This is a genomic window from Rummeliibacillus sp. TYF-LIM-RU47, assembly GCF_008638315.1.
In the GTDB taxonomy this organism is placed as follows: Bacteria; Bacillota; Bacilli; order Bacillales_A; family Planococcaceae; genus Rummeliibacillus; species Rummeliibacillus stabekisii.
The window spans coordinates 127,885-140,177 of record NZ_VVIR01000005.1; the positions used below are offsets into that span (position 1 = coordinate 127,885).

At 37.7% G+C, this 12,293-nt stretch carries 15 protein-coding genes and 3 riboswitches; of the genes, 3 read left to right on the plus strand and 12 right to left on the minus strand.

The window, feature by feature from the left end:
* The first annotated feature begins 135 nt into the window (after positions 1–135).
* The 3 genes from F0527_RS15365 to F0527_RS15375 are packed head-to-tail and all read left to right on the plus strand — an operon-like array spanning position 136 to position 1,194.
* Positions 136–498, plus strand: coding sequence for a DUF2089 domain-containing protein (locus tag F0527_RS15365; RefSeq protein WP_150285486.1), 363 nt, complete (start codon positions 136–138; stop codon positions 496–498).
* A gap of 15 nt (positions 499–513) precedes the next feature.
* On the plus strand, positions 514–903 hold the full coding sequence (locus F0527_RS15370; RefSeq protein WP_150285487.1) for an SHOCT-like domain-containing protein: 390 nt from the start codon (positions 514–516) through the stop codon (positions 901–903).
* Positions 904–912: 9 nt separating this feature from the next.
* Positions 913–1,194, plus strand: coding sequence for a hypothetical protein (locus tag F0527_RS15375; RefSeq protein ID WP_150285488.1), 282 nt, complete (start codon positions 913–915; stop codon positions 1,192–1,194).
* A 45-nt stretch (positions 1,195–1,239) separates the two neighbouring features.
* On the opposite strand, the gene F0527_RS15380 is transcribed toward F0527_RS15375, so the two are convergent.
* The 12 genes from F0527_RS15380 to copZ form a co-directional block, all read right to left on the minus strand.
* The gene (locus tag F0527_RS15380) at positions 1,240–1,674 is read right to left on the minus strand and encodes a hypothetical protein (protein ID WP_150285489.1); all 435 of its coding nucleotides are present in this window, start codon (positions 1,672–1,674) and stop codon (positions 1,240–1,242) included.
* Positions 1,675–1,783: 109 nt separating this feature from the next.
* Positions 1,784–3,607, minus strand: a complete 1,824-nt coding sequence (locus tag F0527_RS15385) for a DHA2 family efflux MFS transporter permease subunit (protein WP_150285490.1) — start codon at positions 3,605–3,607, stop codon at positions 1,784–1,786.
* Positions 3,608–3,615: 8 nt separating this feature from the next.
* Positions 3,616–4,266, minus strand: a complete 651-nt coding sequence (locus tag F0527_RS15390; RefSeq protein ID WP_066790502.1) for a beta-barrel domain-containing protein — start codon at positions 4,264–4,266, stop codon at positions 3,616–3,618.
* 19 nt (positions 4,267–4,285) lie between these two features.
* Positions 4,286–4,720 (minus strand): MarR family winged helix-turn-helix transcriptional regulator, encoded by a 435-nt coding sequence (locus F0527_RS15395; RefSeq protein WP_066790504.1) that lies wholly within the window; start codon positions 4,718–4,720, stop codon positions 4,286–4,288.
* A gap of 206 nt (positions 4,721–4,926) precedes the next feature.
* Positions 4,927–6,051 carry an NAD/NADP octopine/nopaline dehydrogenase family protein gene (locus tag F0527_RS15400; protein ID WP_150285491.1) on the minus strand — a complete coding sequence of 375 codons (1,125 nt, stop codon included), beginning with the start codon at positions 6,049–6,051 and terminating at the stop codon, positions 4,927–4,929.
* Between the two features lie 180 nt (positions 6,052–6,231).
* Complete coding sequence (gene ribH, locus F0527_RS15405; protein ID WP_066790508.1) at positions 6,232–6,702, minus strand: 6,7-dimethyl-8-ribityllumazine synthase; 471 nt, start codon at positions 6,700–6,702, stop codon at positions 6,232–6,234.
* 15 nt (positions 6,703–6,717) lie between these two features.
* Positions 6,718–7,908 carry a bifunctional 3,4-dihydroxy-2-butanone-4-phosphate synthase/GTP cyclohydrolase II gene (locus F0527_RS15410; protein ID WP_066790509.1) on the minus strand — a complete coding sequence of 397 codons (1,191 nt, stop codon included), beginning with the start codon at positions 7,906–7,908 and terminating at the stop codon, positions 6,718–6,720.
* Positions 7,909–7,926: 18 nt separating this feature from the next.
* On the minus strand, positions 7,927–8,565 hold the full coding sequence (ribE, locus tag F0527_RS15415) for a riboflavin synthase (RefSeq protein WP_150285546.1): 639 nt from the start codon (positions 8,563–8,565) through the stop codon (positions 7,927–7,929).
* A gap of 10 nt (positions 8,566–8,575) precedes the next feature.
* Positions 8,576–9,661: a bifunctional diaminohydroxyphosphoribosylaminopyrimidine deaminase/5-amino-6-(5-phosphoribosylamino)uracil reductase RibD gene (gene ribD / locus F0527_RS15420; RefSeq protein ID WP_150285492.1), complete on the minus strand. Its 1,086-nt coding sequence runs from the start codon at positions 9,659–9,661 to the stop codon at positions 8,576–8,578.
* A 152-nt stretch (positions 9,662–9,813) separates the two neighbouring features.
* A riboswitch (FMN riboswitch) is annotated at positions 9,814–9,944 on the minus strand.
* A 146-nt stretch (positions 9,945–10,090) separates the two neighbouring features.
* Positions 10,091–10,224: riboswitch (FMN riboswitch) on the minus strand.
* 142 nt (positions 10,225–10,366) lie between these two features.
* A riboswitch (FMN riboswitch) is annotated at positions 10,367–10,500 on the minus strand.
* Between the two features lie 134 nt (positions 10,501–10,634).
* A complete protein-coding gene (locus F0527_RS15425) occupies positions 10,635–10,781 on the minus strand; it encodes a lmo0937 family membrane protein (RefSeq protein ID WP_149032026.1) in 147 nt (48 codons plus the stop codon).
* Between the two features lie 157 nt (positions 10,782–10,938).
* On the minus strand, positions 10,939–11,787 hold the full coding sequence (locus F0527_RS15430) for a DUF6612 family protein (protein WP_150285493.1): 849 nt from the start codon (positions 11,785–11,787) through the stop codon (positions 10,939–10,941).
* Between the two features lie 290 nt (positions 11,788–12,077).
* Complete coding sequence (gene copZ / locus F0527_RS15435) at positions 12,078–12,287, minus strand: copper chaperone CopZ (protein WP_147198042.1); 210 nt, start codon at positions 12,285–12,287, stop codon at positions 12,078–12,080.
* Positions 12,288–12,293 lie beyond the last annotated feature (6 nt).

The window sequence follows — 12,293 nt, forward strand, 5'->3', positions numbered from 1 at the left end:
ATAAAGTTAAAAGTTAATTTTATTAATAAAGTAATTGATATTAGTTAAATTTTTATCTATAAAAATTAAAATTATAACTTTAAACATTCTAATCCTTGTTATATAATCAAATCAATCAAAGAAAGGAATTTCATTATGGCCTATAAAGTAATCACAAATTGCCCTGTTTGCAACAATACAATGAAAATCACAAAATTACATTGCTCTCACTGCCAAACGACGATTGAAAATGAGTTTGAATTATCAAAGCTGGCATCGTTATCTAAAGAGCAGCTAGAATTTGTAGAAGTTTTTTTGACATGCCGAGGAAATATTAAAGAAGTTGAAAAAGAACTGGGCATTTCGTATCCGACAGTTCGAGGCAAGCTATCGGACATCATCGCATCCCTTGGATATGAACAGAAGAAGAAAAATGAAGTAGACGAAAAGAAAATTGTTACCATGTTAGAAAACGGTGAAATTACACCAGAAGAAGCCATTAAGCTTTTAAAAGAGTAGAGAGGAGCATTCCACATGAAAGAAGAAATTGCTAGAGTCATCACGATGATTCAAGAAGGAAAGATTGATGCTGATAAAGGAGCCGAATTGATCCACATCTTAAAAGAGAAAGAAGAACCAAATAATCAGGTTACTGAAAAACCAACAACCTATTTAGATAAAACGTTAAAGGTTCGTGTGGTATCAACTGAAAGTGATAATGTGACAGTCAATGTGCCGATTAAGCTTGTCAAAGTTGTATTGATGGCTGGATATAGCATCGCAGCAAGTATTCCTCAATCAGAGAAATACATGAAGGATATAGACATAAACCTGATTATTGAAGCAATCGAAAATGAACTAGATGGCCAAATTGTTGATATCAAATCAGCAAACGGTGATACCGTTTCGGTCATCATTGATTAGTAATTTCTTATGATATACGTAAAAATAAAAACAAAAGGCTTCCGATTTATCATCCCAGTTCCTTATGTATTTTTAAATATTGCTATTACCGTTGTTTCATCTAATCTTTTTCATAAGAATCTAAATAAATGGACAAAAAATCATTTTGAACGAAAAGAAATAGACTTTATCTTTCCTCTTATCGATAAAAAAACCTTGAAGCCAATCCTCAAAGAACTGAAGAATTATAAGGGGATTCAACTAGTAGAGGTGAAAGCAAAAGATGGTACAGAGGTGAAGGTGAAACTTTAAGAACCCTGATCGATGATTAGGGTTCTTTTTTTAAAAGGCTATATATTAGAAACTGACAGACTCTATGTGTTTTAGCTTTATTGTATGCACCTCTGATTCAAGCTCACCAAACGTTAAATTTGTCACAACGATGATTTCCATACTTATATGGACCATAAGACTAGCATTTTCTATAACTTTTCCATTTTTCATATAAATGGTGAAATTCTGCTCTTCCTCTAGATCTTTAATAAAAGGATATTTTTTATTGAATTTCTCTTCTTTTCGTTCATCCTTTAATGGGCTCAACTTCTCGTTTATATAAAAACATCCTATTGCAAATAAAGCCGTATATAAAGCAGCATATAACCACCCCTTATGCCGCCATGCATCAAACCATTCGCGAAACATTATAAACCATCCGGCTTCTATCACTAGAAAAATACCAATCTTCCAATTCCTTACTCTACTTTGATACTTTCTCTCTTTTCTTCCACTCACTTATAAATTCTCATCCTCATTGGTACATAATCATTTTTCGCAATCTATTATACTCTATTTTCTCAAAAAAATAGGCTGAATCCAATAAGGATCCAGCCTATTAAACAGTTTAATCTTTTGTATTTGGTTTAGCTCTTTTAATAAAGAAAGCTAAAACTAAAGCAACTGCCGCAATGCCTGTCGCAATAATAAAGGCATCGTTGATTCCGCTGACTGTCGCGTGTTTGACAGCTTGCCCGTAAATTGAACTTGTCGCCAACACTTGGCCTCCTTGTGCAGGAAGTCCAGCCATCGCTGAGAATGTACTACCTAAACTGTGCAACTGATTTGTTAAATATGGATTGTCGCTTGAGATGACATTTCCGTAATTTGCTGTATGGAAATTACTTCTCGTTGTCATGACTGTGATTAAAAAGGCGGTACCGATACTTCCCGCAACGGTTCTAGCTGTATTGGAAGCAGATGTCCCGTGGCCCACCAAATGTTGAGGTAGCTGGTTCATCCCTTCTGTTGATACAGTCATGGACAAGAACGACATACCAAACATACGCATTACATAAAGTAGCATGATATAGCTATAGGAAGTAGTCATTGATAGTTTAGAGAATTGATAAGTAGTGACTACTGTTATAACCAATCCAATGACTGCCAACCATCTTGCTCCCATTTTATCGAATAGTTTCCCTGAGATTGGTAGCATAATCGCCATGACAATCGCGCCAGGCAGCATGAGCAAGCCAGAATCCAGCGCTGAGAAACCGCGAATATTTTGCAAATAAATAGGTAGCAAGAGCATGGCTGCGAACATTGCCATATTTATAATCATACTAATAATTGTAGTTAGCGTGAAAATATCATATTTAAATACTCGTAAATCTAGCATTGGCTGTTCTACTGTTAATTCACGCCAAGCAAAAGCAATTAAACCGATGATACCAATGGCTAATGAAATCAATACAACTTTACTGTCCCAGCCATTGTTACCTGCTTCACTAAAGCCATAAAGCAGGAAGCCAAAACCGATAGTTGAAAAGATAAAACCGAATGTATCAAATTTTGGTTTGGTGATTTCTACAACATCAACCATCCATTTAAGTGCCATTAGAATTGCAACTATACCGACTGGAATAACGATATCAAATAGTACGCGCCAAGAATAATGGCCAATTAACCAACCGGATAATGTTGGCCCAATTGCTGGTGCGAATAGAATTGCAACACCGAATAGTCCCATCGCCGCTCCACGTTTTTCAGGCGGGAAGATGGTAAGGAATACGGTCATAAGCAAAGGCATGATAACGCCGGCGCCCGCCGCTTGCACAACCCTTCCGAGCATTAATAGTGAAAATGTGGTGGAAAGCGAGCAAATAATCGAGCCGATTGTAAATGACGTAATGGCCGATATAAATAGTTTTCTGGTCCCGAGCCTTGTGATTAGGAACGCAGTAATCGGAATGAAAACTCCATTCGTCAGCATGTAGCCTGTTGATAACCATTGCACAGTACTTGCAGATACACTTAAATCATTCATAATGTGCGGGATAGCTACATTCAATAATGTTTGGTTCAATATGGCAACGAATGCACCAATCATCATCGTAACGAGTAATTTACCCTTATTGTCTATGACTTTAGCAGGCGGTGTTTTAGCCTCTTCTTTTACAGGTGGCACTTCCTCCGTAGCCTCTTCTTTTTTAGGTTCTTGTATTTCTTCTGCATGCTCTTCCTCCTGTACTGGCTGAGGAGCAGCATTGTTAAACTCTTCTACTTCTACTGGCTTTTTAGAATCCATCTCTTGATTCTTGTTAGCCATTGTTCCTTGCGTCACTTTTTCATCTTTTGTGTTACTATTCTTTTGTCTTCTTACCATAAAGTTCACAACAATCAGCAGAATGACGGATATGAGAATATAACCAATGATATAAATTGACATGCTATCACCTACTTATGAATTCGCACGGTTACATTCATTCCAGGAACTAATTTTACTCCGTAACTATCGATTGAGATTTTCACAGGAATTACTTGTGTTTCTTTTGTGTAATTGCCTGATGAATTGTTTGAAGGCAGCAATGAGAATGTGCCGGCTGTTGCTAAACCGATTTTTTGTACTTTACCGCTTAATGTTGTGTTAGGGAATGCGTCGACTGTAATGTCTACATCTTGGCCTTTTTTAATATTATCTAAATCTGTTTCTTCAATGTTTGCAGTAACCCATAAATGATCTAAATCATAGCTGATAGCAAGAGGTGTGCCAGCAGCAACCATTGCATTTTCTACAGCATTGCTTTGCACGACTGTGCCATCTTGTGGTGCTTTGATTGGCATGTTAACAGATTTCCCATCAGTACCCTGCATATCAACTGTACCGATTGTATCGTTTTTGCTAAATGTATCTCCAACCTTGCCATCCCATCTTACCAATTTGCCATTGCCTGGTGCTCCGATATTTACTTGTTGACCTGCGATTTGTGCATTATCTGTAGAGATATAGTTCATAGATTGATTGAAATAATAATAGCCTATAAACCCACCTCCAACTAAGACTATAAGCAAAATCACATTTAATAAAATCATGCGTTTGGCCTTCATAAAAAAACTTCCTCCTTCATTAATCCTTTAAAATACTTAATATCTTTTGGTGAATTTCTAACAAACGTTTTATATCCTCCGCGGGCAAATCGTTAATTCTTTGAAGCTTTTGAACCGTCTCCGATTTACTCTCCTGAAATTCTCTCAATTTTTCCTCACCCTTTAAAGTAAGGCAAATGGTTATAGCCCGGCGGTCGTTCTCGGATGTTTTCCGTTCTACAAGCTCCTTATCCACTAACCGATCAATCACACTACTAATCGTACTATTCGTCGATTTCATTCGCTCGGCAAGTTCTGCCAATCGCACATTCGGACGAACGGATATTTTATAAAGAGCTCTCAACTGGACAACAGTCAGACCCACTCTCTCTGCGTCACTTTGCAGAATTTTTCTTTCCTGCATGTAGATACTATAGAAAGAATTGATGATCTCATTATTAAAGACGTTCTTCATTTCTTCCCCCTTGCTTACATTTAATTCGCTTCCGTATATTTCGTATACGAAATAAGACTATACATTTATAACACCGTACATAAATTATGTCAACAATAAATCTTTATCATAAAAGTAAAAAACCGCTTCCAACGTCTTCCCTTTAAAACCAAATAAAAAACACGGTATGCTGCAAATTCTCCAGCCATACACGTGTTTTACTTATTTTATTTTTGACGTGCTGTTTGTAAAAAGATTTTATCTTCTTTGTTGCCCACTTCATTCATTAGCTCGCTTGCATCTTTGAAGCCAAGACTTTTTACCGTACGGGCCTGTTTATAGTAATCAGAATCTGTCATAATGCCAGACAATGTCATAATGGAATTTGCAACAGGCGTCGGAACACCAAGCTCTCTACCAAGCGAATAAAGTAAGCCAAGACCCATTGGTACATCCTCCGTAATATACCGGTTTTCAACTTTATCCGTATGCAAATCGCTTACGCTGTCTGCATAGATTGAGAACGCTTCTTTTTCAGAGTATTTATCTGGATCTGTAAAAGTACGCACTTTAAATTCATCGATATAAGAAAGAGGAGATGAACCGATTTTTCTCAAAACCGCCATTTTTTCGCGATCCAATTCATTAGCCACTTTCCAAATAGATGGGGTAAAACCTTCTGTATACATAGAGAAAGTTCCATTTGAATTTTCAATATATGCAGCATTCATTGCAATCCCTACAGTATGCATGATGAGATTCGGATTGTGGAGAGCGACTTCTACTATATGGTCGCGTGGTATAGGGTTGTCCAGTACTGGTTCTAATATTCTGCATGCCTCTTCGATACGGTTCGCTGGCAATGCTGCTATTGGGTGTCCATAGTTCTTAGAATATATAGTGACTGCACCCGGGGATGTAATACGGCAGCTATACGGAAGTGTTTCACCTTCTACAAATAGTGGGGCTTCTTGAATTCGTCCGATTCGTTCCATTTCTTTCTTAAAGAGTAAACTGCCCAAATACCCTGGGCAAATATAAACCGTTTGCTTAGCTTGGAGATAGGGGGCAAGCGCCTTAGCTAAATTTTCGTGGTAATTCGAAACGTAATAAATTAAAATGATATCCGCTTCTGGAATAGCGGCTACAGGGTTATTTGTTACATTCGCTAGCTGATATGTACCATTGCCTTCGATGCCTTCCAACTTGATTTCTTTTGTTTCTTTTAGCTTTTCAAAATGCTGATCTGGTCGGTTGCTTAGCTTTAGCATGCTGACCTCATGTCCTTCCTGTGCCATCGCTGCTGCTGCAGCAGATCCTCCATGCCCAGAACCAACGATTGTAATTTTCATAAATACCAGTCTCCCTTTCTATGATAGCGTTTTCATGTTTTTTCTATTTAAAATTGTTCATGATATTTTTTCATCTTCATAATTCTATTCCCGTACTTCCCTCACATTAAACATCCTGATTTTTTCCAATAAAATAAGAGGCTTAGCTAAAATGCTAAGCCTCTTACCATTTACAATTGCTTATTCTTCAATCAAACTATTTAAATTAGCCATTTCAATCGCAGAAACAGCTGCATCATATCCTTTATTTCCTGATTTAGTGCCAGAACGTTCGATTGCTTGTTCGATGTTTTCCGTTGTAACAATACCAAAGATAACCGGCACTCCAGTAGTTAATCCAACATTTGCAATTCCTTTAGCCGCTTCATTGCAAACATAATCATAATGAGATGTGGAGCCACGAATCACCGTACCTAGACCAATGATGGCGTCATATTTCTTCGTATCTGCCAATTTCTTTGCAATAAATGGCACCTCGAATGCTCCCGGCACCCAAGCTACATCTATATCATCTTCAGATACGCCATGGCGTTTTAAACCATCCATTGCTCCGCCTAGCAATTTGGCATTTATAAATTCATTAAATCTACCTACAACAATCCCTATTTTTAAATCTGTTCCTATTAATTGTGCTTCTAATACTTGTCCCATGTGTTTTAACACTCCCTATGCAAGAATATGATTCATTTTTATTTTTTTCGTTTGTAAATAATATTGATTTTCAGCAACAGCCTCAGTTTCAAGCGCTATTCGTTCTACTATCTCAATTCCATACTTCCTTAGCCCTTCCACTTTCTCTGGGTTGTTCGTCATTAATCGAACCCTAGTTACACCCAAGTCGCGGAGCATTTGGGCACAAAGACCATAATCACGCATCTCAGCTGGAAAGCCCAATTGTTCATTTGCTTCCACTGTATCCAAGCCCTGTTCTTGAAGCTCATAGGCTTTAAGTTTATTTAACAGCCCAATCCCTCTGCCTTCTTGATGCATGTAAAGAATGACACCTGTACCAGCAGCTTCAATCTTTTCTATCGCCTTCTCCAATTGCGGTCCGCAATCGCACCGTTTTGAATGAAATACGTCTCCCGTCAAGCATTCCGAGTGAATACGCACTAACGGAGCATCTTCCTCCCGCAACTCCCCTTTTATCAAAGCTATATGCTCTTTGCTATCTACTTTGTTTGAATAGCCAACCATCTGGAATTCACCAAGTGTTGTAGGCATTTTCACAGATGCTTCGCGTTTTGCTAGTTTTTCATGGATATAACGATAGCGAATGAGGTCTGCAATAGTAACGATTTTTAAATCATATTTTTCAGCTAACACTAGTAGTTCCGGTACTCTAGACATTTCACCATTATCGCTCATAATCTCGCAGATAACGGCTGCTGGTTCACTGCCGCAAATTCTTGCAAAATCAATTGCTGCTTCAGTATGCCCTTGGCGTTCGAGAACTCCATTCTCTTTAGCAATGAGCGGAAAAACATGTCCCGGTCGCCGAAAGTCAGCCTCACCTGCATCTTTGTTTAATAGCTGCATAATGGTTTCCGAACGTTCAAATGCACTAATGCCTGTGGTTGTATCCTTATAGTCAATGCTCACTGTAAAGGCTGTTTGGTGATTGTCTGTATTGTTGTGAACCATTGGATAAAGTTCAAGGTGTTCCGCCAGCTTCTGTGAAACTGGCGTACAAATTAATCCTTTTCCATGGGTTGCCATGAAATTGATGTTTTCTGGTGTTGCATACTCCGCAAGGACGAGTAAATCTCCTTCGTTTTCACGATTTTCATCATCCACTACAATAATCATTTTTCCTTTTTTCAAATCTTGTATTGCCTCTTCTATTGAATGAAACATATTAAACACCGCCTCTTTTTAAAATCCATTTTGCATTAAAAAATCCATCGTCATTGGCGTTTCTTTTTGTTGCCTCTCAGCATGCTGAATCACGTATTTGCAAAGCAAATCATTTTCAATATTGACTAGATCCCGTTCCTTTTTTATACCTAACACTGTCTCACTTAAAGTATGTGGAATGATTGAAACTGTGAGCTGACGTGGCTGAATATCGAAAATAGTTAGACTGATGCCATCAATAGCTACCGAGCCTTTTAAAATACAATATTTACTGAGCTCCTCTGCAATGCCAATATCAATATATATCGCATTCTCCACTTTGCGCTTGCGCAAAATAATACCTGTACCATCCACATGTCCAGATACAAAATGCCCGCCAAAACGGCCATTTGCTGGCATTGCTCGTTCTAAATTGACACTATGACCCAATTGCAATGATTGAATACTCGTCCCTTTCACTGTCTCCGGCATTACATCAACCGTAAAGGCACTTCCCGAAAAAGAAGTAACCGTTAAACAAACCCCATTAATGGAAATGCTGTCACCTAAATGAATGTCATCTGTTATCTTTCGAGAGTCTATTGTTAATTGCATACTTTGACCGCCACGTTTGATTGCTTTGACCTTACCTATATCTTCTACTATTCCAGTAAAAATGGATTCCACCTCATTTCAATACAGATACTATTTTCAAATCTTCACCGATTTTGTTGATTTCCTGCAATCTGAGTTCAAAAGCATTCTCCATTTGTTTCACTCCTAAGTCAGAAAACATTGAAATAGCGTTTGTCCCACCGACAATTTTAGGCGCTATATATGTGATTAATTGATTTACTGAACCGGATTTCAAAAAACTTGCATTGACCGTTTGGCCGCCTTCTACATACAGCTTCATAATTTGGCGTTTTCCCAGCTCTAGTAATAATTCTTCTATATCAATTAAAGGATTTGAAAGCTGCAGAATCTCCACATGTGATATCTGGCTTAACTGTGCAATCTTTTCTGCTGAAGCTTTTGAACCCGTTACAATCCACGTTGGCGCGGAACTATCCATTATCACCAATCTATCTGGCGTAATCCTTAAATGCGTGTCTAAAATTATTCGAATCGGTTGCTTCTTTGTATTTCCAAGTCGATTGGTAAGGCGTGGATTGTCTGAACATACCGTGCCGATTCCTACTAAGATGGCATCATGATTTTCGCGATCCTTATGAACATCCACCTGTGATTCCTTACTTGTAATTTGCTCCCCGATTCCTCTTTTTGCTGCTATTTTACCGTCTAATGTGATGGCCTGTTTTAAAGTAACAAACGGTTTTCGTTGTTGAATATAAGCAAAGAATTCTTTATTTAATGCCTGCGCTCTTGCTAGCAAAATATCTGTCGTTACTTCAATCCCAGCATCTCTTAAAAGCTGCAATCCTTTGCCCGCAACTAATGAATTGGGATCCTGTGCAGCGATGACTACACGACTTACACCTGCTTCAATTAATGCGTTAGCACAAGGAGGTGTTTTTCCGTAATGGCTGCAAGGTTCTAGCGTTACATAAACAGTGCTTCCTTTCGCTTGTGATCCCGCCATTCGTAGGGCATGAATTTCAGCATGCGGGCTCCCCGCCTTTAAATGTGCGCCAAGGCCTACTATTTCGCCATTTGAAACAATAACGGCTCCTACTGCTGGATTTGGCGACGTTTGCTGCTTAGTAGTTCCTGCTAAATCTAAAGCAAGGCTCATATAAAATTCATCCGTCATTTCTTTCCTCCCTATCTGCTGTAGTTCATTACAAATAGAAAACCCCTTAGCTATTGTCAACTAAGGAGTTTAGGAGATTGTATGTAAAAATGGGTGCACTAAATAAACCTAGGAAGGTGTATTTTTCTTCCAAAGGCTGGTACCACTCACCATACGTCCTTCTCCCATCCAGACTATACTGTCGGCTTTGGATTCTCACCAAATCCTGCCTTAAAAAGGCTCACGGGCTTAGAATTACTTCATCACCGTCGATTGGGAATTTCACCCGACCCCGAAGGACAAACCATATAAAATTGTGTATGAGCTTTAGAAAAAAGAAAAACCCATAGATTTCTCTACGGGGTACATTGTGGAATGATTTAGCTGCAAAGACATCACCAAATAAACCTATTGAAGTATTTTTTTCTTCATAAGGCATTAAGCTTGCTCTACATCCTTCTCCCATCCAGACTATACTGTCGGCTTTGGATTCTCACCAAAATCCTGCCTTTAAAAAAGGCTCACGGGCTTAGAATTGCTTCATCACCGTCGATTGGGAATTTCACCCGACCCCGAAGGACAACCATATAAAATTGTGTATGAGTTTCAGAAAAAAGAAAAACCCATAGATTTCTCTACGGGGTTGTGTTGGAATTCATATGTAAAAGTCATCACTAAATAAGCCTATTGAAGTATATTTTTCTTCACAAGGCATTAAGCTTGCTCTACATCCTTCTCCCATCCAGACTATACTGTCGGCTTTGGATTCTCACCAAAATCCTGCCTTTAAAAAAGGCTCACGGGCTTAGAATTGCTTCATCACCGTCGATTGGGAATTTCACCCGACCCCGAAGGAATATTCTTTTATTCGAAATCATTATAAACTTAGTAAAACAAAAAAGAAAGCTATTAATCTTAGTCACTTTAAAAAGAGTGCCTTAGAAGCATTTCTTCTAAGGCACTCTTTTTTATTTTCTTTTATATACTACGTCGGTCACCTTCGTGCTGTTCCAGAGAATAGGCGAACAATAAAGACAATCAGCGCTATGACAAGAAGGATATGAATTAATCCTCCGCCAATATGGAATATAAGGCCTAATACCCAGAAAAGAACTAGGAGTCCTATTAGCGTCCAAAGCATCGCAAACATCCTTTCTGCAGATAATTTAAATTTATTTACATATATTTATTACCCCGCAGAACAATTTACTAAACAATCGCTTGCCAAATTATCTTACTCGCATTGATTCTGCTACTAATTCCTAAAATCGCCTATTCACCATATTGAATTCTATTCATTATGAATTAACTTCAACCGCTTTTTTCTTTACTTTTTCCGGCACTACTATTTCTTTAATTTGGTTGTATTTTTCATACTTGCTCATGATTTCTTGCTCTATCTTTACCGGTTGACCTTGAGCATTCAATGACATTTCCATGTTGAGATTCAACATAGTTGGGTAAAACGTCTTTTTATCGATATGAATCTCATAATCTACTTTGTTGATTTTCATATCTTTCAACAATTCAGCAGAACTAGCCATTCCAGCTGGCAATGTTTTTTGAACTTTTTCTTGAATGAAATGAGTGAACTTTTCACCTGAAGCATTTAATAATAGGATATAGTTTTTATCATTTTGTTTAAATTTAAAGTCCTTGACGAATTTCTTCAGTTGTTTAATCTCCGCCATAGGATCTGTTTGTTGGTTGGAAGCTTGCGCTAATTGATCCGCCATTTCTGAAGGGAACTTCATCCATTTTTTTGAATTTGGATCATACGTAAACATACCGTCCTTTGTAAAATAGCTTTTTGTTTGAATCATTTTGTCAGACTCTGGAGCCTTCATCATTAACTTTTGATAGAAAGACATAGGATTTTGAACTACATCCATAATGATGCCTGTATCTGTCTCTACATTATTTTGTCCAGAATTAATATTTTGTATAACTTCCATTTTTGTTCTGTAACTTTTTAAGTTTTTAGAGGCTTCAGTAGATTTTTTAAATACTTGTTCTAATGATAAACCTGAATCAGCTTTGGCAGTAGAACCATTTTGTTTGTTTTCAGGCTCTGCCTTTGAGTTACATGCTCCTAGCATAAATACCAAAAGTAATCCCATTGTAAGGGAAAGGATTTTTTTCAACACTTCCACTTCCTTCTTTTATATTTCGTCCTACAATTTAGTATAAAGGAAGCACTAAAAAATGCAGTCAACCATATTTACTATTTTTAAATTATTTGTATTTCAATGGAATAAAAGGAAGGTGACATATGTATTATTACCAATTTCTCACACTGAGTATTATGTCTTCTTGCGTTTGTTTCCATTGAACTAATGTGATATTGCCTTTTCCCACTATTTATCAGAAGTTAACACTTCTTAATAAAAACAAAAAAGCTGGTTTCCATATAGGAAATCAGCTTCTTCTCTTTGCATTATGCTTCCACATCATAGCCTTGTTCTTCAATCGCTTCTTTCATAGCAGCAAGCGTTACTTTTGAATCATCATAAGCTACAGCTACATTACCAGCTTCTAAATTCACTTCAGCTGATGATACGCCATCCAATTGATTCAAAGCACCTTCTACTGAAGATTTGCAATGACCGCAAGACATACCTTGTACGGCTAATGTTTTCGTTTCCATTCTGTA

Excerpts from the sequence above, each read along its gene's own strand:
- F0527_RS15370 (WP_150285487.1), top strand. The coding sequence starts at position 514 with ATGAAAGAAGAAATTGCTAGAGTCATCACGATGATTCAAGAAGGAAAG.
- F0527_RS15390 (WP_066790502.1), bottom strand. The coding sequence starts at position 4,266 with ATGAAGGCCAAACGCATGATTTTATTAAATGTGATTTTGCTTATAGTC.
- F0527_RS15410 (WP_066790509.1), bottom strand. The coding sequence starts at position 7,908 with ATGTTTCATTCAATAGAAGAGGCAATACAAGATTTGAAAAAAGGAAAA.
- copZ (WP_147198042.1), bottom strand. The coding sequence starts at position 12,287 with ATGGAAACGAAAACATTAGCCGTACAAGGTATGTCTTGCGGTCATTGC.
- F0527_RS15425 (WP_149032026.1), bottom strand. The coding sequence starts at position 10,781 with ATGCTTTGGACGCTAATAGGACTCCTAGTTCTTTTCTGGGTATTAGGC.
- F0527_RS15385 (WP_150285490.1), bottom strand. The coding sequence starts at position 3,607 with ATGTCAATTTATATCATTGGTTATATTCTCATATCCGTCATTCTGCTG.
- F0527_RS15365 (WP_150285486.1), top strand. The coding sequence starts at position 136 with ATGGCCTATAAAGTAATCACAAATTGCCCTGTTTGCAACAATACAATG.
- ribH (WP_066790508.1), bottom strand. The coding sequence starts at position 6,702 with ATGGGACAAGTATTAGAAGCACAATTAATAGGAACAGATTTAAAAATA.
- F0527_RS15400 (WP_150285491.1), bottom strand. The coding sequence starts at position 6,051 with ATGAAAATTACAATCGTTGGTTCTGGGCATGGAGGATCTGCTGCAGCA.
- F0527_RS15395 (WP_066790504.1), bottom strand. The coding sequence starts at position 4,720 with ATGAAGAACGTCTTTAATAATGAGATCATCAATTCTTTCTATAGTATC.
- F0527_RS15375 (WP_150285488.1), top strand. The coding sequence starts at position 913 with ATGATATACGTAAAAATAAAAACAAAAGGCTTCCGATTTATCATCCCA.
- ribD (WP_150285492.1), bottom strand. The coding sequence starts at position 9,661 with ATGACGGATGAATTTTATATGAGCCTTGCTTTAGATTTAGCAGGAACT.